Origin of the sequence: Flavobacterium sp. PL12 (genome assembly GCF_039123485.1) — a bacterium.
Lineage (GTDB): Bacteria > Bacteroidota > Bacteroidia > Flavobacteriales > Flavobacteriaceae > Flavobacterium > Flavobacterium weaverense.
This window is the reverse complement of sequence record NZ_JBANDI010000012.1, coordinates 58,356-78,791: the sequence shown is the minus strand read 5'-3', so window position 1 is coordinate 78,791 and position 20,436 is coordinate 58,356. Positions and strand designations below refer to the sequence as shown.

Here is a 20,436-nt window from a genome sequence, read left to right as displayed (position 1 = left end):
AACAATATTTCTCTATTGTGACATCAACTTCAAATTATAACTCGCTTTATTTTATATTCTAAAACTTAAGCACTTCTATTTTCTAAATTTCACAATATCTAATTATCAAATTGCTTACTTTTGCAATATGGAAGAAAATCTAAAACGCCTTAATAAATTCATAGGAGAAACTGGATATTGTTCTCGTCGTGAAGCCGATAAAATAATTGAAGAAGGTCGCGTAACCATTAATGGAATCGTACCAGAATTAGGAACTAAAGTTTCACCGAGTGACGAAGTGCGCATAGACGGCAAATTGATTAGAGAGAAAAACGAAAAACCGGTTTATCTCGCTTTTAATAAGCCAGTTGGTATTGAGTGCACCACAAATTTAGAGGTTCGCCATAACATTGTAGATTACATCAATTATCCAAAGCGTATATTTCCTATTGGAAGATTAGACAAAGCAAGTGAAGGATTAATTTTCATGACTAATGACGGTGATATTGTAAACAAGATATTGCGAGCAAGAAATAATCACGAAAAAGAATATACGGTAACCGTAAATAAACCTATCACTGATCGCTTTATAGAAAGAATGGGTAATGGAGTTCCAATATTAGATACTATTACTAAAAAATGCAAGGTTGAACAAATTAGTAAATTTATTTTTAAAATCATTTTGACACAAGGTTTAAATCGCCAAATTAGGAGAATGACCGAATATCTTGGATATGAAGTTACAGCTCTTAAACGTATTAGAATTATCAATATTTCACTTGATATTCCTGTAGGTCGTTATCGTGATCTTACCGATGCCGAAATCATAGAAATGAATCAACTAATTGAACCATCAATCAAAACTGAAGAAGGAAGTATACCAGAAGAGGAAAAGCCAAGAAGAAGAACAGAATTCATAAAAAGAGATGACCCTAGGTTTAAAAATAAAGGAGATTATTAAAAAATCAAAAAGCGTTTCAACAGTATTGAAACGCTTTTTTTATAGGCTTAAAACCATCTTTTTCTTTTAAATAAAAACACTCCAGAAGCTGAAAGCAAAATCGAAACTGCAATCAAAATCCACATGCCGTATTTATTATCCTCTAATGAATTAGGCACATTCATCCCATATAAACTGGCAATCAATGTTGGAATCATTAGTATGATCGATATTGAAGTCATTTGTTTCATTATTGTATTCATATTATTTGAAATCACAGAAGCGTATGCATCCATCGTTCCCGTTAAGATATCACTGTAAATATTTGTGGTTTCTTGAGCTTGGCGCAATTCAATTTCAACATCTTCCAGCAAATCAAAATCAAAAAATTCACGTTGAGATTTAATATTCTTGATTCGATGTAAAAGAATATCATTCCCTTTTAACGAAGTCATAAAAAAGACCAAACACTTTTCAATTTGGAGTAAAGCTTGTAGTTCTTCATTTTTTATGGATTTCTCCAAATTGTCTTCAGCTAATTTAATTTTTTGATTTACTTGTTTTAAGTATTTTAAAAACCAAACACTAGATGACAATAACAATTTCAAAACTAAGTCAAAATTATCCTTGATATCGATGTTCTTACGCTTAGTGTAGGTTACAAAATCTGATAACATTTCCGTTTTATGAAAACTAATCGTCAAGCAAATTGAGTCTTTAAAAATAATACCAACGGGAATGGTGTGAAAAGGCAATTTAACATCATTACTTTTAACTGGAATGCGCATGATAATTAAAGTCCAACCATTCTCGATTTCGATTCTTGGTCGTTCATCAATATCTTCAATATCATTATAAAAAGCTTCAGGAACTTCTAAATCTTCTAATATGTATTTTTTTTCTGCTTCAGTTGGACATTCAATATTTATCCAGCAGTTTGGAATCCATTCGTTAATGGACATTAATCCGTTATTGTTTTTGTAAAAAGCTCTCATATCAAAATTCTATAGGTTTATTTATAGCCTCTTGATATATTATCAAGTGCTACATTAGTTCAACATTTCCGAATAATAGTCGTCCATTTTAAAGGCTGTTTTTTTTAAGTGGTGCAAAAGTATTATTTAAATTTTATTTAAGCATCACCCTATTTATCTTTTTATTATTTTATTAAGACCAAAAAAGCCTTAAACTTTCATTTAAGGCTCTTCATAAAATTTAAAATATAATTTTATTTATTTCTCTTCATTTCTCTTGCTAAAAGTGTGTTTTTCAATAGCATTGCAATAGTCATAGGTCCTACTCCACCAGGAACTGGAGTGATAAATGAAGCTTTTTTACTTACCTCATCAAAATCAACGTCACCAGTAATTACGTATCCCTTAGCGTGAGTCTCATCAGGAACGCGCGTAATACCTACATCGATCACAACAACACCTTCTTTAACCATATTCGCTTTTAAGTAGTTAGGAACTCCTAAAGCCGTGATTATAATATCTGCTTGAATTGTAATTTCCTCAATGTTTTTAGTGTAACTGTGTGTCAAAGTTACCGTTGAATTTCCAGGAAAGCCTTTTCTTCCCATTAAAATACTCATTGGCCTTCCCACAATATGACTGCGACCTATAACAACAGTATGTTTACCTTTAGTTTCTACTTCGTATCTTTCTAATAACTCTAGAATTCCAAAAGGAGTTGCTGGAATAAAAGTCGTCATGTCTAATGCCATTTTTCCAAAATTCTCTGGATGAAATCCATCCACATCTTTACTTGGATCTACTGCCATCAACACTTTTTGCTCATCAATTTGTTCTGGTAAAGGCAATTGAACGATGAAACCATCAATGTTGTCGTTCTCGTTTAATTCTTTTATTTTTTTAAGCAATTCAATTTCCGTAGTCGTACTAGGCATTTTAACTAAAGTAGACTCAAATCCTACTCTTTCGCAAGCCTTTACTTTACTTCCCACATAAGTTAAACTCGCTCCATCATTTCCAACAATTAACGCTGCTAAATGCGGCACTTTCTCGCCTTTATCTTTCATTTTTTGTACTTCAACAGCAATTTCACTTTTAATATCTTCCGCTGTTTTTTTTCCGTCTAGTAGTTGCATTTTTATTTTAATTTAGAGCTTACTATTCTTAAGTTAAAATTTCATTTTGAAATTCGAAACAAAAAATAGTAACTGAGTAGTTGTTGTAATTGTTTTATTAAAAAATTAAGGTTTAAAGCTTCAAGTAGTTTGAATCTTTAAACCTCAAAAATATTATTTCATTCCTGGCATTCCACCTTTCATTCCGCCCATCATTTTCATCAGGTTCTTTCCTCCTGGACCTTGCATCATTTTCATCATCTTACTCATCTGCTCAAACTGCTTCATCAATTGATTAACCTGTTCGATTTTTGTTCCAGAACCTTTTGCAATTCTAGCTTTTCTTTTGACATCGATTAAAGCGGGTTTACTTCTTTCGATTGGAGTCATTGAATGAATAATTGCTTCAATATGTTTGAAAGCGTCATCTTCTATTTCTACATCTTTCATAGCTTTTGAAGCACCAGGTATCATTCCCACTAAGTCTTTCATGTTACCCATTTTCTTTACTTGCTGAATTTGAGAAAGGAAATCGTCAAAACCAAATTCATTTTTAGCAATTTTCTTTTGGATTTTTCTCGCTTCATCTTCGTCAAATTGCTCTTGAGCTCTTTCAACTAAGGACACAACATCACCCATCCCTAAAATTCTTTCGGCCATACGAATAGGATAGAATACATCAATAGCATCCATCTTTTCACCGGTACCGACAAATTTAATTGGTTTATTAACTACAGATTTAATTGAAATCGCAGCTCCACCACGAGTATCACCATCTAATTTAGTTAAAATTACACCGTCAAAATTTAATCTCTCGTTGAATGTTTTTGCGGTATTTACAGCATCTTGACCTGTCATTGCATCAACTACAAATAATGTCTCATGAGGTTGAATCGCTTTGTGTACGCGCTCAATTTCATTCATCATTTCCTCGTCAACCGCTAAACGACCTGCTGTATCTACAATTACAACATTAAAACCATTTGCCTTAGCATGCTTAATTGCGTTTTCAGCAATTTCAACAGGATTTTTATTTTCTGGTTCTGAGTAAACCTCAACCCCTATTGAATCTCCTACAACATATAATTGCTGGATTGCTGCTGGACGATAGATATCACAAGCAACTAATAATGGTTTTTTATTCTTTTTAGTAAGAAGATAATTAGCTAGTTTTCCAGAGAAAGTAGTTTTTCCTGATCCTTGTAGACCAGACATCAAGATAACCGTTGGATTTCCTGAAAGATTAATTCCAGCAACATCACCACCCATTAATTCGGTTAATTCATCTTTAACTAACTTTACTAATAATTGACCTGGCTGAAGTGTTGTTAATACATCTTGTCCTATTGCTTTTTCTTTTACTTTAGTAGTAAAATCTTTAGCAATTTTAAAGTTAACATCGGCGTCAAGCAAGGCTCTACGAACTTCTTTTAGCGTTTCGGCTACATTTACTTCGGTGATTTTTCCGTGACCTTTAAGTATATGAAAGGCTTTATCTAGTTTATCGCTTAAATTATCGAACATAGTATTGATTTATTTAGAAATGCAAAGATAAACTAATTAGATAATTAGGCAATTAGAATAGAACTTAATTGGATAGCATTTTTACCATAAATCGCAGAGTTTTTAGTAACAACGGTAATTCTTTAATAGCAATTTTAAGAATTTTTAACTAACCATTATTTTAGCAAAATTCTTAGGTACTCGAATTCGTGAATTTAGAAAGTTATTTTCTCAATTATTTCTAGGTCAATAGCTAGCAAGAAAGCAATATTAGCTATCATTAGTTACAATCATAAACAAAAAAAAACGACCTCATTACGAAATCGTTTTTTAAAAATCTATAGATTGTTTTACATTCTATCTGGAACATTTATTCCTAGTAATTTGAATGAAGATGCAATTACATCTGCTACTTTTTTAGAGAGTTGTACTCTGAATATTTTCTTCTCTAAATCTTCCTCGCCTAAAATAGGAACTGCTTGATAGAATGAGTTATATTCACGAACTAAATCATACGTATAATTAGCTAATAAAGCTGGACTATGGTGTTGTGCTGCATTTTGAATCACTTCAGGAAACAACTCTAATTGTTTCACTAATGCTTTTTCCTTTTCGTGAAGCGTTTCTATCTGAGATTTATTTGAAAAATCAAAATTAGCTTTACGAATGATCGATTGAACTCGAGCATATGTATATTGAATAAACGGACCCGTATTTCCTGCAAAATCAACAGATTCCTCAGGATTAAACAATATTCGTTTTTTAGGATCTACTTTTAAAATATAATATTTTAAAGCTCCCAGACCTATAGTATTGTATAATTTAGCTTTTTCTTCAACTGAATAGGTATCTAATTTACCTAAGTCTTCAGCAATTTTTTGAGCAGTATCGGTCATTTCTTGCATCAAATCATCAGCATCGACAACTGTCCCTTCACGACTTTTCATTTTCCCAGATGGTAAATCTACCATTCCGTAAGACAAATGGAATAAGTTCTTAGACCAATCAAAACCTAATTTTTTCAAGATTAAGAATAACACTTTAAAGTGGTAATCCTGCTCATTTCCTACAGTATAAACCATTCCTCCAACGTCTGGAAAATCTTTAACACGTTGAATTGCTGTTCCAATATCTTGAGTCATGTAAACAGCAGTTCCGTCAGAACGCAAAACAATTTTGCGATCAAGACCTTCTTCTGTTAAATCAATCCACACGGAACCGTCAGGATCTTTTTCGAAAACACCTTTATCTAAACCTATTTGAACAACATCTTTTCCTAATAAATAAGTGTTACTTTCATAATAATACGTGTCAAAATCTACACCTAGATTCTTGTAGCTAATAGCAAAACCATCATAAACCCATTGGTTCATCATTTTCCAAAGCTTGATCACTTCATCATCTCCCGCTTCCCATTTTAGTAACATCTCTTGTGCCTGTACAATGATTGGTGCTTGCTTTTTAGCTTCTTCTTCGGTTTTACCTGCGTCCATCAGTTGCGCTATTTCAACTTTGTATGCTTTATCGAAAGCAACATAGTAGTTACCTACTAATTTATCTCCTTTTAAACCTGTTGATTCTGGAGTTTGTCCGTTGCCGAATTTCTGCCAAGCCAACATTGATTTACAAATATGAATTCCTCTGTCATTGATGACTTGAGTTTTATATACTTTTTTACCAGATGCCTTTATAATTTCAGCAACTGAATATCCTAATAGATTATTTCTAACGTGACCTAAATGGAGTGGTTTATTTGTATTTGGCGAAGAATATTCCACCATTACCGCTTTTTCATTTGGATCAGGAGCTACGAAACCAAAAGACTCAACATCTTTAATTTTGCCGAAGAAATCCAAATAATATTGATCTGAAACAACAATATTTAAAAATCCAGAAACGACGTTGAAACGACTAACCTCAGCCAGATTTTCAACTAAATAGTTTCCAATTTTATTTCCTAACTCAACAGGATTGCTTTTCACTAATTTTAATAAGGGAAAAATAACCATTGTTATATCTCCTTCAAATTCTTTCCGCGTTGTTTGAAATTCGACTTTATCGATAGCAACATCAAATAAAGCATTTACAGCTTTTTGGATCGAGGGCGTAAGAATCTGTGGTAATGTCATGATATAATTTTAAGAGTGCAAATATAATTCTAATTCCTTATAATGACTATAAAAGTTAGTCAATTACCTTTTAAAAGCATTTCTAAATTAAAATATTGCAACTAGTTTAGTTCAATATATCGACTTAAGACAAAATTTCCGTATCTTTTACCTTCAATTTCAGTTTTCGCAATTTTGGTTCCACAAAACTAACAAAATGAGAGATGAAAAAAACAATTATTTCTTTATTGTTATTTGTTTTTTATAGCGGTTATTCCCAATCAATAACTGTCAACACAACAAATTATACTCCTGAACAATTAGTAAATAAAGTACTTATTAATTCCCCTTGTGTAGTGGGTACGAATGTCAAATCAAGGACAGGAACTAACTACAACTCTTCCAACGGTATAGGTTATTTCGAAAATACAAATCCTGCATTTCCTTTTTTAAATGGTGTTGTTTTAAGCACAGGAGACGTAAATAAAATTCCAGGTCCCAATACTTCTATTTTAAGTGATGGACTAGCAAGTTGGTTAGGTGATGCAGACTTAGAAGCTAATTTACTTTCGCAATCCGGTATAACGATCAATTCGATAAATGCGAGTTATATTGAGTTTGATTTCCAACCAAAAACTCCCGATTTTAATTTTTCATTTCTGTTTTCATCAGAAGAGTACGGCACATCACAATGTAATTTTTCTGACGCATTTGCATTTTTGTTGAAGGATGTCACTGCTGGAAATACTAATGTAAATCTGGCAGTAATCCCTAGCACAACTATTCCTATATCTGTCGAAACAATACGAGATTCTAAATATAACTCCAATTGTCCTTCTGCAAATCCTAGTTATTTTGGTAAATTCAACGGTACTGAATTTGGTACTGCAACAAATTTCAATGGACAAACCATTAAAATGCTCGCATCAGCAAATGGCTTGAATATAAATCATATTTACAGAATTAAGCTTGTTATTGCTGATGGTGGAAATAATACAGGTTACGATTCTGCTATATTTTTAGAAGGAAATACTTTTAACATTGGGCAAAATATATTGGGACTTGATTACACTTCCGCAAATGGTTCTGCAATTTGTCCAGGGAGTACTTTACCCATCTTAAGAGCAGACGGACTTAGTCCTGGAACAACTTTTATTTGGAAAAAAGATGGAGTAGCATTTTCGCCTCCACAAACAGCTCAAACATTAGATTTAAATAACATCACACCAATAGTAAGTTCTGGAATTCATATTTATAGTGTCGCCTACAAAGAACCGACTTGCATCGAAGTAACCGACGAAATTACAATTGAAATTTATCCTAAAATAGGAATTATCGCTACCGTTCCTAATATCTATCTATGCGATACTGGAACACCATTTTATAATTTTGATTTAAAAAAAAATTCGGAAATTATTATGGCAGGAATAAATCAGGCTCAAACTACTGCGGGAGCGTTAGATGATTTACCAGCTTCGACGCTTATTTCCTATCACAATAGTAACACGTTTGCGATGAGCAATACTGCTCCAATTCCATTGACACAAACTCTTACACTGTCACAAAGTGGAAAAGTAATTTACGCTAGAATACAAAACCCGATGACTTTATGTTTCGAAATTAGAGCATTTCAATTGTTAGTTACCCCTTCTCCTCAAATTCCAAATAATCTACCTGATTTAGAATTGTGTTCTCGAAATTTAACTGAAACTCCATTGAAAGCAAATTTTAATTTAACATCCCAAATTAATTTAATTTTAGGAACACAAAGTCCACTTTATAACATATTGACTCTCCACTCCTCTGCTGCTGGGGCAAACAATAATAATAAAATAGTAAAATTGAATGCTGGAAATCAATTACTTTCTGCTAATACAACTTTGTGGGTGCGTTTGCAAAATATTTCAGATGCTACTTGTTTTACAATCGGCAGTTTTAAATTAATCGTAAATCCTTTACCTGCAGTAGACATTTTTAGTGATGTATTTGTCTGTAATTCTTATAGACTTCCCGCTTTAACGACGTCAGGATCGCAATATTGGACAGGAAGTAATGGTACTGGAACGCAACTTTTTGCAGGAGATGTCATAACTGCAACCACGAATAGTTTATATGTTTTTAATCAGTCGGGAGTTTGTACTAACCAAGATTCTTTTAACGTAACTATTATCGATTTAGATGACATTACACCTGTTTCTAAAACTTTTTGTACACAATATATACTACCGGCTTTACCATACGGAAGATATTATAAACAAGCTGGCGGACCTTCAACTTCGGGCAATATCCCTATTAATTCAGGCACTGTAATTAACTCTGCTGGTATAAACAGGTTTTATGTCTGGTTTGAAGATACCACCGTTACTCCATCTTGTATAGAAGAAAGAGCTTTTGATATTGCTATAATTCCGTTTACTGGCTTACCATATTATGACAATCAGTTTGGATGTATTTCTTACACTTTACCTGTAGATAATAATGGAGGTATTTACTACAGCGGTCCAAATAAAACGGGTTCTATTTTAGCGGCAGGAACAGTAATAACTACAACAACTACAATGTATGTTTTTAAAGAAACTGCTACATCTCCAACCAATTGTTTCTCAGAAAAATCATTTAAAATTTTTATTAATTTATCAAGTATTTCACCTCCCACAGATGTGAATTCTTGCTCAGCATATATATTGCCTGCGTTGACAGTTGGTGAATATCGAACAGCAGCGGCAGGTGGAGGATCACAAGTTCCAGCTGGGACATCAATTAATGCAACAACAACACTTTGGTATTATATTTCGGAGCAAACTTGTACAGATTCATTAGACTTTACCGTTACAGTAAACATTCCTCCTTTACCAATAATACCAGATACGGGTCCGCAATGTGATGTGTACTATTTACCAGCAGTCGCGCACTCAGGAAATTACTTTACAGGATCGCTTGGAACTGGACGATTGCTTCCCGTGGGATCTGCAATAACTACTTCGCAAAAAATGTATTTTTATGACAAACTCGCTACAGGTCCTTGTTATGTTCAAGAAGAATTCCAAATAACTATCAATAATTCACCAGCTGTCGATGCTAAACCTGTTGAAGTAATACGTTGCGGCGTTAATTATATTTTAGATGATTTGACCAATGGAGAGTATTATGAATTTGCAGGTGGACCATCTGCCACAAATCCAATTTTATTACCCGGAACCGTAATCACCTCATCAAAAACAATTTACGTTTATGCTGCTGAAGCTGCACCAAATACTTGTGTTTCAGAATATAGTATTGATATTTTAGTCACTTTTGTAAATGACATCCCAGACCAGTCTTCTTGTGAAAGTTTTGATTTACCAGCAATAGTTGGAATGGGAGATTATTACACTGCAACTGGCGGTCCTTATGGATCTGGAACCAAACTAATACCACCTTATTCACCTATCATAACTACTACAACACTTTACGTTTACGTAGAAAATAATAACAGAGTAAATTGTACTGCCGAAGATTCATTTACAGTTACCATATATAATAGTCCTATACTTAATCCTATCGCTCCCGTAACAAGATGCGAATCGTATGAATTACCACCATATATTTTTCCAGTCACAAGGTACTTCACAAATTCAGGCGGAGCTATAAGCAGCAACACTGAAAAATTTCCTGGTGATGTAATTACAAGTTCCACCACTATTTATGCGTATGCTGAATCAGGCCTGAATTCAACCGTAACTTGTCCCTCAGAAACACCAATTAGTATTACAATCACAGATAAACCAAAACCAAATCTTACTATTCCAGCAATTTGTATTGATGTTGATACTGGAATTATCACTAACGCCAACATCAAAAGTGGTTTTACAGCACCACGATATTCATTTGAATGGAAAAGTGAAGACGGAAATATTGTAAGTACAGATGAAAACTTTTCAGCTGCGATTCCCGGAAATTATACGCTTGTTATTACTGACCTTTCTATTTTTGGTTGTACTTCTGAGATTTTTCCTTTTACAGTGATAGAATCTGCACGACCTATTGATGTGACGTTTACCACTAGCGGATGGTTTACAAATAGTCAGTCGATAACAATTATAGCTACTCCATTTATAGGCGACGGGAGTAACTTTCTCTATTCGTTAGATGGAGGCTCACCACAAACAAGCAATATATTTGACAATGTGAGTTCCGGAATACACGAAATAAGTGTTGGAGATGGAAATTGTGGAACGTTCACCATTCCTCTGGAAATTATACTTGTTAATAGTCCAAAATATTTTACTCCTAATGGAGATGGATTCAATGACACTTGGCAAATTAAAGGAATTCCTGAAGAAGAAAATTATAAATTGTTCATTTTTGATCGCTACGGAAAGTTGATAAAAGAACTTGTAAAAAATAGTCCTGGTTGGGATGGAACTTTAAATGGATATCCACTTCCTGCCGATGATTACTGGTTTTCTCTAAGCTACACTGAGAATAATATACGCAAAGAATACAAATCACATTTCTCGTTAAAACGGTAATTATCAAACAACTTAATTGAAGGACTTTCTTAATTGAAAGTCCTTTTTTTTGCATAAAAAATTAATTAATCAATAAATACTGTAACAAAACGCCACTAAAGTTGTCTATTAAACAAATCATAATATCGCCAAATGAGTTTTTTTTCTTACTGCAATCGAGTAAAATAAATACTTTAAAACAAAAATTACATTATTATGCATTAAATAGTACTTTGTTATACACAATATTAAAAATATTGTTTTATATTTGCATCATCAATCAAACTAAATAACAATCAATCATGAAAATCAAATTAACATTACTATGCTTTATTGCAACATTATTTTCGTTGCAAGCACAAACTTCAGTCAAGCCAACTCTTTCAGAAAACAGCGGAAGTATTTCCGGTAAAGTAATTGACAAGAAAACTAACGAACCTTTAACGTATGTAAATGTTGTTATCAAAGAAAATAACAAAGTCGTTACGGGCGGAATTACAGCAGACAACGGAACTTTCCAAATCAAAAATTTAGCCTTAAAAGAATACGTTGTCGAAATTCAATTCATTGGATACAAAACAATCCTAAAGTCGGTTAACTTATCTGAGAAAAACAACATCAACTTAAATACAATTGCGATTGAAGAAGATGCGATTGAATTAAAAGGTGTATCAATCATCAGTGAACGTTCGACAATCGAACAGAAAATTGATAGAAAAATTATTAACGTGGGTAAAGACCTTACCACTGCTGGAGCCACAGCTTCAGAGATAATGAGTAATATTCCATCAGTAAATGTTGATCAAGACGGAAAAATATCTTTGCGTGGTAATGAAAACGTTAGAATCCTAGTGGATGGACGTCCTAGCAATATTGAAGCTTCGCAGTTACTAAAGCAAATACCTTCGACCTCAATTAAAAAAATTGAGTTAATTACAAACCCAAGTGCTAAATACAATCCCGAAGGAATGTCTGGTATCATCAACATTGTGTTACATAAAAATGCAAATGATGGCTTTAATGCTAGTGTTAATACCGGTATCACTTTCGCTAAAAAACCAAAAATAAATAGTTCAACTAATATGAATTATAGAACTGGTAAAGTAAACTTCTTTGCAACGTACGGAAATAACTTTGGTGAAAAATTTAATGAAGGTAGTATTCTTCGATTAGATGACCTTTCTAATCAGTCACTTGACATTAAAAATAATGACAAATCACATTTATACAAAATTGGAATGGATTATTATATCAATGATAAAAACACATTATCGGTTTATACGAATCAAAATAAACTTATTGGAGATGGCCGAGTAGATGTTACCATTAGCAATCCTGACGCAATAAACAATCTGTTTCAAACTTCAAAATATAAAGGTACAAGCGCAGATGGAACTTACAATTTAGCATTCAAACATTTAACAAAAAAAGAAGGTGAAACGCTGGACCTAGAAATCAATCATAGTATATATTCAGGTACTCAAAATGCTAATTTTCTAACCACATTTAGCAACCCAGTATTCCCTACTAATACGTACAGAGACGATATTATCGATAGCAGAAAAAACTCTACTGTCAATTTAGACTATGTGAATCCTTTGAATGAAAAAAGCAAATTAGAAATAGGAGCAGAAACTAGAATTGTGCGAACTGCAAACAATTATCTTACAAGCAGCAGCGCGCTATCAAATTCTAACTACAACTATGATTTAGATATTCATTCTGCTTATGTAACTTTCGGACAAAAGTTTAGCAAAATTGGTTATCAATTAGGCGCACGTTTAGAAAGCTATAAAGTAGATGCAAAACTAAATAATGCTACTGCATTCAAAGACGACTATATTACGGTTTATCCATCGGCATCGATGACATATTCACCTAGTGAGAAAGACCAATTCCAAGTAAGTTTTAGCCGTCGCGTTGACAGACCTAGTTTAGAGCAAACTAAACCGATTAGAGAATTTAGTACGCCAAGAATTACCTCTATTGGAAATCCAGAATTAGAACCACAATTCACTAATTCGGTTGAATTAAATTATACTAAAACAATAACGAAAGGATCTATTACTACAGGTGTATTTGTTCGAAAAATCAACAACGAAATTAATAGAATTATCTATCCCGATCCTCAAAATTTAGACCAACAAATTTTAAGTTTCGATAACTTTGATAACAATCAATCTTACGGTTTTGAAGCATCGTTAAATTATAAAATTAATAGCTGGTGGGATATTCAGCCAGCAGTAGATTTTTCTAGTATCACTCAAAAAGGATTAATTTCTGTTTTTAACTCTGGCACTAATTCATTTGATCTTGTAAAAAAAGAAGTTGAATCATCAGCTTTCAATGCTCGTTTCAATAGCAATTTTAAAGCAACTAAAAATCTGCGTTTCTTATTATTTGGATTTTATAGATCAGGCGTTGACGGCGTGCAGATTAATGGAAAAGAAATGTATAAGATTGATGCGGGTGGTCGTTATTCTTTCCTAAAAGACAAAGCAACAGTAAGCATTCGCTTCAATGATATTTTTGACACCATGAAAGCAGGTTTCAGCGGCGACAATCCTTATCCTCAAGTAGGACAATTCAAATGGGAAAGTCAGTCTGTATATGTTGGTTTTAACTACATGTTTGGTGCAGGAAAAAATAAAAGTTTACAGCGTAAACAAAGAGACGACAACACTAAGCAAGGTGGTGGCGGATTGTTCTAAAAAATAATTTTGTAGAGTTAGTTTTAATATTTTGTTTCCAAAGAAAAACCCGGAGTATGCCAACTCCGGGTTTTTTGTATTATAACTATTTTAGTACTTTATTTTACCACTTAATAATTGCACTAGCCCAAGTAAATCCACTACCAAAAGCAGCTAAAACTACTGTATCTCCTGGTTTAATTTTACCTTGTTCCCATGCCTCAGTTAAAGCGATAGGAATAGATGCTGCGGTTGTGTTACCATATTTTTGAATGTTATTAAATACTTGGTCGTCTCTCAATTTAAATTTATTTTGGATAAACTGAGAAATCCTCAAATTAGCTTGATGCGGAATCAACATATCGATATCTGATACTTCAAGATTATTTGCTTTTAAACCTTCATTGATTACTTCACTGAAACGAATTACAGCGTTCTTAAACACAAACTGTCCATTCATGTGCGGATAGTAACTTTCATCATCTGGATCATTATCTGCTAAAATATCTGAAACCCAACGACCACCCATTCCTGGAGCTTTAAGAATCAATTCTTCTGCATGCTGTCCTTCAGAATGTAAATGTGTAGATAGAATTCCTTTCGTTAAATCTTCCTCGCGACTTAACAAGGCTGCTCCAGCTCCATCACCAAAAATTACCGAAACCCCTCTACCGCGAGATGTCATATCCAATCCAGATGAATGCACTTCTGAACCGATAACCAAGATGTTTTTATACATCCCTGTTTTTATATACTGATCTGCAACAGACAATGCATAAACAAAACCAGAACATTGATTTCTAACATCTAATGCACCAATGGTTTTTAAACCTAAATCTCTTTGCACTAAAACTCCAGGTCCTGGAAAATAGTAATCCGGACTTAAAGTCGCAAATACAATAAAGTCAATATCCTCTTTAGCAACCCCAGAGCGTTTAATCGCAATTTCAGCTGCCTTAACTCCCATCGAAGTCGTTGTATCTTCACCAGGTATGATATGTCTTCGCTCCTGAATACCCGTTCTCTCCTGAATCCATTCGTCATTAGTGTCAATGACTTTCGATAAATCGTCATTTGTAACTACGTTATCGGGAACATAAAATCCTAATCCTGTTATTTTTGAATGATACATATTATACGGTTTTATTAAAATAAGATTGCAAATTTAAAACATACTTTAAAATTTAAGCTAAAAAATAGGCACTATTTATTGATTACATAGTAAAACACTTTTGCCGCAAACTTAAAATAGTATTATTATACAAGTTTATGATTTTTTCAGTGATTTTCAGCGACTTGGTTCAAATAAAAATCGAAATAAAAGCGACTAATGCATCGAATAATCTAAATCTATAGGTTGTTCAAAAGTTAAATAGCTATATTTATTTCGAAATCTAATTACATTCAATTATTTTCGAACAAATATTGCAACCATTAATTTAAAATTACTCAAATTATGAAGTTAAAAATTCCTTTCTTCCTTATTCTTGGACTGAGTTTAACAACCTTTGCACAAGAAAATCTAAATTACCAAAAACCATCTAAATCAATACTAGAGCTTGCTGATTACGAGAGAGCTCCTTCGGTTTCTATGGATACCAAAAAAGAGTATTTACTATTATCTTACAGAAATACTTACAAGTCGCTAGATGATTTAAATCAAGATGAATTACGTTTAGGGGGATTGCGAATTAATCCTACTACAAATATTTCAAGTACAGTCACTTACATTAATAATTTAAAGTTACGTAAAGTAAGCGACAAAAAAGAAGTTCAAGTTTCGGGATTGCCTGAAAATGCTAAAATCAGTAATTTGTCTTGGTCTCCAAATGACAAAAAAATTAGTTTTTCTAATACTGCAGCAAAAGGAGTTGAACTTTGGGTTATAGATGTTGTTTCGGCGAAAGCCATGAAATTAACAGAAGCGAATGTAAATGCAAATATTGGAAGTCCATTTAGCTGGCTGAACGATAACGAAACTATTTTGGTTAAAATGTTACCAAAGAATAGAGCAGCACTTTTAGATTCGAAAAATGATTTACCAACAGGTCCGATAATTTCGAACGCAGATGGAGAAAAATCTCAAAATAGAACTTATCCAGATATGTTGAAAAACAAAAATGATGAGGCTAATTTTGAAAACATCATGACATCTGAATTGTACAAAGTTAATTTGAACGGAACAGCAACCTTGTTCATGAAGGCTGATATGTATGCAGGAGAGAGTTTTTCGCCTGACGGAAAATACTTGATGGTAAACACTATTCAAAAACCATTTTCATACATTGTTCCTTTAAGCCGTTTTCCAATAAAATCTACTGTTTATGATAACAATGGAACAGAAGTAAAAGTAGTTAATGAAGTTCCGCTTACAGAGATTATTCCTAAAGGCTTTATGGCGGTTCGAAAAGGAAAAAGAAACATGAGCTGGAGAGCTGACAAACCAGCGACATTAGTTTACGCAGAAGCTTTAGATGGTGGAGATCCAGCAAATAAAGTAGAATTTAGAGACGAAGTTTTTCTTTGGAACGCACCTTTTAATATGGCTGCTACTTCAATGTTAAAAACGCCACAGCGTTACAGCAGAATGATTTGGGGTAATGATAATATTGCTATTGCAACTGATGAATGGTACGACACTCGTAACACAAAAACGTATTTAATCAATCCATCTGATGCGAGTCAAGCTCCAAAAATACTTTTTGATAGAAATTCTCAAGATGCTTATTCCAATCCTGGAAATTTCGAAACAAGAAAAAACGAATACAACAGATACGTTTTAGCGATTGAAAATGACAACGCTTTTTTAGTAGGTGATGGATTTACTAAAAACGGACAATTTCCTTTTATTTCGGAGTATAATTTGAGAACATTAAAAACAAAACGTCTTTATACATCAACGTACACAGATAAAAAAGAAGATATAATTGAGATTGAAGATTTTAAGAAAGGAACTGTATTAGTACAAATCCAATCTAAAAATGAATATCCTAATTACTACATTAGAAATATCAAACAAAAAAACAAATTAACGCCAATCACAAGCTTCAAAAATCCTTTCGAAAGCATTAAAAATGTTAGTAAAGAAGTAATTAAATACAAGCGTAAAGATGGTGTTGAATTATCTGGAACTTTATATTTACCGGTAGGATATGATAAAGCTAAGAAAGAGAAAATGCCACTATTGATTTGGGCTTATCCAGCAGAATACAAAGACAAAAATTCAGCAGGTCAAGTAACTCAGAATCCAAATGAGTTTACATTCCCAAGTTACGGTTCATTCATTTTCTGGGTAACTAAAGGTTATGTAGTTCTTGATGATGCAGCTTTCCCTATTATTGGTGAAGGAACGACTGAACCAAATGATAATTTCATCACACAGTTAGTTGATAATGCAGAGGCAGCTATTAATGCAGTTGACGCATTAGGATATATCAATAGAAAAAAAGTAGCTATAGGTGGTCACTCTTATGGTGCGTTTATGACTGCTAACTTGTTAACACATTCTAACTTATTCACTTGCGGAATTGCTAGAAGTGGTGCTTATAATAGAACATTAACACCTTTTGGATTCCAAAGTGAGCAACGTAACTACTGGGAAACTCCATTAGTGTACAACACGATGTCACCGTTTATGAATGCAGACAAAATGAAAACACCAATGCTTTTAGTTCACGGTGAAGCAGACAACAATCCTGGAACATTTACTTTACAAACAGAACGTTATTTCCAAGCATTGAAAGGTCTTGGCGCTCCTGCGAGAATGGTAATTTTACCAAAAGAGTCGCATGGTTATGCAGCTAAAGAGAATATCCTTCACTTACTATGGGAACAAGATCAGTTCTTAGAAAAGTACTTGAAGAATTAATTTAATTACTGCTAAGAAAGTAAAACAAGTTATTGCCGCAAAGTCACGAAGTCACAAAGTTTTTAAAGGCGATTAGTAACCCATTAAATTCAAGTCTTTCTGCATTAGCTGCAAATGATTGGTAAAATTAAAATCTGCGAATCTGCGGTAAAAAAAGTTTACCAACAATAAATAGAAAACCCCGAAAGTCTAATGATTTTCGGGGTTTGTTTTTTTAAGCTAGCATCAAGAATACTTCCTGATTTAATTCTAGTTCAGAATCGTGTTCAAAGAATATAGCTCTTCGTTCGAATGCAGCTTTTACTAAGTAATGACTGCCTTTAAAATAACACTGTTTCACCACCACTTGCATCATTCCATTTTCAACTACTTTCAGTTGATGTGGATATAATAAAAGCAGTTGGTCCTCTTCTGGTTCTACGTCAATTAATTGCGTTAATCGCAACTCGTTAACTTCGCCAAAAAGAGAGGCGATATATTTTGTAGTTGGATTTTCGTATAAAGTTTTTGAAGGCCCTTTAGCGACTACTCTTCCATTTTGTACTACGATTGTTTCGTCAGAGAAAGATAAAGCATCTGTGCTATCGTGAGTTGCTATAATACAAGTAACTCCTTTATCTTTTAAGTATTTAAATAAATTTCTACGCAATGAGTTTTTTCGAAAAGAATCAATTTGGCTAAACGGTTCATCTAATAGTAGAATTTCTGGTTCTAATGCTAAAACTCTCGCCAGTGCTACTCTTTGTTGTTGTCCACCACTTAAAAACTTAGCTTTTACTTTTGCAAAAGCGGTCATTTCAACCATATCTAATAATTCTTGAACGCGCGCTTTCTTATCTTCAGGATACATATTCGACAAGAACTTACCCACATTTTCCTCAACGGTTATGTATGGCATTAGATCAAAATCTTGTGCTAAGTATTTTATGTAATCTTCTCCTGGAACAAGATTGTGTTTTGGTCCTAAAATAGGTTTATCGTTATAAGTGATCGCTCCACTATTTAGATCGTAAAGTCCGTAGATTAATTTTAGCAAAGTACTTTTACCACAACCGCTTTCGCCAATAATTGCTGTGTTTTTACCTTTATCAATAGTAAAACTAACTTCTTCAAGAACGGGCCTTTCGGTATAAGCGAAGGATATATTTTTTATCTCGAGCATCATCATTATTTAAAGGTGCAAATTTACAATGTTTAATTTGTTTACACCACGATTTGTTTGGGTTTATGATTCATTTAATAGCTAGAAAAAAGAGTATCTAAATCATCATAAAAAATATTGAACCATTAAGAAATTTAAGTTAGTTAAGTCTTAATGAAGCTTAATGTTCTAAATGGTTTATAATGTAAAGCGCTTACTGTAAATCATAAAAAAAGGCCGTTTCACAAAGAAACAGCCCTAATTTATGTAGTAATTACTGGATTACTATTTCCCTTCAGCTTCCGCGTCTTTAATCATTTTTTCGTTTGCTGTAATAGCAAATTCAACACGACGGTTTTGGCTTCTGCCTTCTAATGTTTCATTTGAAGCAATTGGGTCGGCAATTCCTAAACCAGTAACTTGAAATCTACTAGAAGAAACTCCTTTACTGTTTAAATAATTTTTAACTGCAGCAGCTCTTTCTCCTGAAAGTTTCAAATTGTATTCTGCTCTACCAGTATTGTCAGTATATCCGTAGATAGTAATATTAGTATCTGGATATTCAGCAAAAACAGGAACTAATTTATCTAAGTTCGCTTTCGCAGCAGCAGTCAATGAAGATTTGTTTGTATCAAAACGAACAGCATTTTCATTCAAAACTAATTTAATTCCTTCTCCTACACGCACTACTTCAGCACCAGGAAGAACTTCATCAATTTGTCTCGCTTGTTTATCCATTTTGTTACCAATAACTCCACCGGCAACTCCTCCAATAACTCCTCCTAAAACAGCACCCATTGCACCTTTACCACCTTTACCTACGTTGTTTCCTAAAACACCACCTAGAACGGCACCTGCAACAGCTCCTATTCCTGCTCCTCTTTGTGTTTGGTTAGTATTTTTAACCGCTTCACAACTAGTAAACATTGAACCTATAACCATTATCGTTGCAATTGCAACTACTGAAATCTTTTTCATATCTCTATCTTTTTAAATTAATTAACTTTTTGAAACTGATACACTACGTCAGTCATTTTTCCTCCAACGTCGATTTTGTCAACCAATTGGAAAGAAGTTTGTGTTTGATTTGCTAAAGTTAAAATGTAACCATCTTTTACTTTTCTAGCTTTCTCTCCTGCATCTAAAACTTTAAGAACGAATTGTCCGTTTTTGTTAACGAACCAAGTAATTGGTGAACTGAAAGCAACACAATTAGCTTTTGTCAAAGCCATATTTCCTTTGTTATTATTGGAAATAAATTTCCACTTACTTCCTACGAAACAATCTGAATCCGCTAGTTGGAAAGTTTCTACCTTAATATATTGTGATCCTGGATATGTTACCGAAGTAATTTCCCAGTTTCCTTTCATTGCAACCTGCGCCTTAGTATCTGTATTTGTACTCGTAGCTGAAGTTGACTTACATGCAAACATCAAAACTGCTAATGTGCATAATAAAATTACTTTTTTCATTTCTCTAAATTTTAATGAATTAATACTTACACAAAGATACATCTGATTGCGATTAATATGTTTCACAATTATATTATTTTTTATCAAAATTAACGCCTACGACAATTTGTCACTTCCTTTATATTTGGTACTCTATTTGAAAGAATAGTAGGCTAT

At 33.2% G+C, this 20,436-nt stretch carries 12 protein-coding genes; 4 read left to right on the top strand and 8 right to left on the bottom strand.

Features of this window, described 5'->3' with window-relative positions; genetic code table 11:
* Positions 1-127: 127 nt before the first annotated feature.
* Entirely contained in the window at positions 128-940 is an 813-nt protein-coding gene (gene rluF, locus RCH19_RS07490; RefSeq protein WP_343022696.1) for a 23S rRNA pseudouridine(2604) synthase RluF, read from the top strand.
* 47 nt (positions 941-987) lie between these two features.
* Here rluF and RCH19_RS07485 read toward each other — a convergent pair whose 3' ends face one another.
* The 4 genes from RCH19_RS07485 to argS form a co-directional block, all read right to left on the bottom strand.
* Positions 988-1,914 (bottom strand): magnesium transporter CorA family protein, encoded by a 927-nt coding sequence (locus RCH19_RS07485; RefSeq protein ID WP_343022695.1) that lies wholly within the window; start codon positions 1,912-1,914, stop codon positions 988-990.
* Positions 1,915-2,147: 233 nt separating this feature from the next.
* Positions 2,148-3,029 (bottom strand): tetrahydrofolate dehydrogenase/cyclohydrolase catalytic domain-containing protein, encoded by an 882-nt coding sequence (locus RCH19_RS07480; RefSeq protein ID WP_121925917.1) that lies wholly within the window; start codon positions 3,027-3,029, stop codon positions 2,148-2,150.
* Positions 3,030-3,182: 153 nt separating this feature from the next.
* Positions 3,183-4,532 carry a signal recognition particle protein gene (gene ffh / locus RCH19_RS07475; protein ID WP_343022694.1) on the bottom strand — a complete coding sequence of 450 codons (1,350 nt, stop codon included), beginning with the start codon at positions 4,530-4,532 and terminating at the stop codon, positions 3,183-3,185.
* Positions 4,533-4,861: 329 nt separating this feature from the next.
* Entirely contained in the window at positions 4,862-6,640 is a 1,779-nt protein-coding gene (gene argS, locus RCH19_RS07470) for an arginine--tRNA ligase (RefSeq protein WP_343022693.1), read from the bottom strand.
* A gap of 203 nt (positions 6,641-6,843) precedes the next feature.
* On the opposite strand from argS, the gene RCH19_RS07465 reads away from it, so the two are divergent.
* Together RCH19_RS07465 and RCH19_RS07460 are read left to right on the top strand one after the other, a co-directional pair.
* On the top strand, positions 6,844-11,130 hold the full coding sequence (locus RCH19_RS07465) for a choice-of-anchor L domain-containing protein (protein WP_343022692.1): 4,287 nt from the start codon (positions 6,844-6,846) through the stop codon (positions 11,128-11,130).
* A gap of 281 nt (positions 11,131-11,411) precedes the next feature.
* Complete coding sequence (locus RCH19_RS07460; protein WP_343022691.1) at positions 11,412-13,820, top strand: TonB-dependent receptor; 2,409 nt, start codon at positions 11,412-11,414, stop codon at positions 13,818-13,820.
* Positions 13,821-13,923: 103 nt separating this feature from the next.
* Here RCH19_RS07460 and RCH19_RS07455 read toward each other — a convergent pair whose 3' ends face one another.
* Positions 13,924-14,931 carry a beta-ketoacyl-ACP synthase III gene (locus tag RCH19_RS07455; protein WP_343022690.1) on the bottom strand — a complete coding sequence of 336 codons (1,008 nt, stop codon included), beginning with the start codon at positions 14,929-14,931 and terminating at the stop codon, positions 13,924-13,926.
* A 324-nt stretch (positions 14,932-15,255) separates the two neighbouring features.
* On the opposite strand from RCH19_RS07455, the gene RCH19_RS07450 reads away from it, so the two are divergent.
* Entirely contained in the window at positions 15,256-17,667 is a 2,412-nt protein-coding gene (locus tag RCH19_RS07450) for a prolyl oligopeptidase family serine peptidase (protein WP_343022689.1), read from the top strand.
* Positions 17,668-17,881: 214 nt separating this feature from the next.
* Here the strand turns inward: RCH19_RS07450 and RCH19_RS07445 are convergent, their stop codons facing one another.
* The 3 genes from RCH19_RS07445 to RCH19_RS07435 all read right to left on the bottom strand — a co-directional run bounded on the left by RCH19_RS07445 (position 17,882) and on the right by RCH19_RS07435 (position 20,280).
* Positions 17,882-18,829, bottom strand: coding sequence for an ABC transporter ATP-binding protein (locus RCH19_RS07445; protein WP_343022688.1), 948 nt, complete (start codon positions 18,827-18,829; stop codon positions 17,882-17,884).
* A 264-nt stretch (positions 18,830-19,093) separates the two neighbouring features.
* Complete coding sequence (locus tag RCH19_RS07440; protein ID WP_121925910.1) at positions 19,094-19,786, bottom strand: OmpA family protein; 693 nt, start codon at positions 19,784-19,786, stop codon at positions 19,094-19,096.
* A 17-nt stretch (positions 19,787-19,803) separates the two neighbouring features.
* A complete protein-coding gene (locus tag RCH19_RS07435) occupies positions 19,804-20,280 on the bottom strand; it encodes a lipocalin family protein (RefSeq protein WP_343022687.1) in 477 nt (158 codons plus the stop codon).
* Positions 20,281-20,436 lie beyond the last annotated feature (156 nt).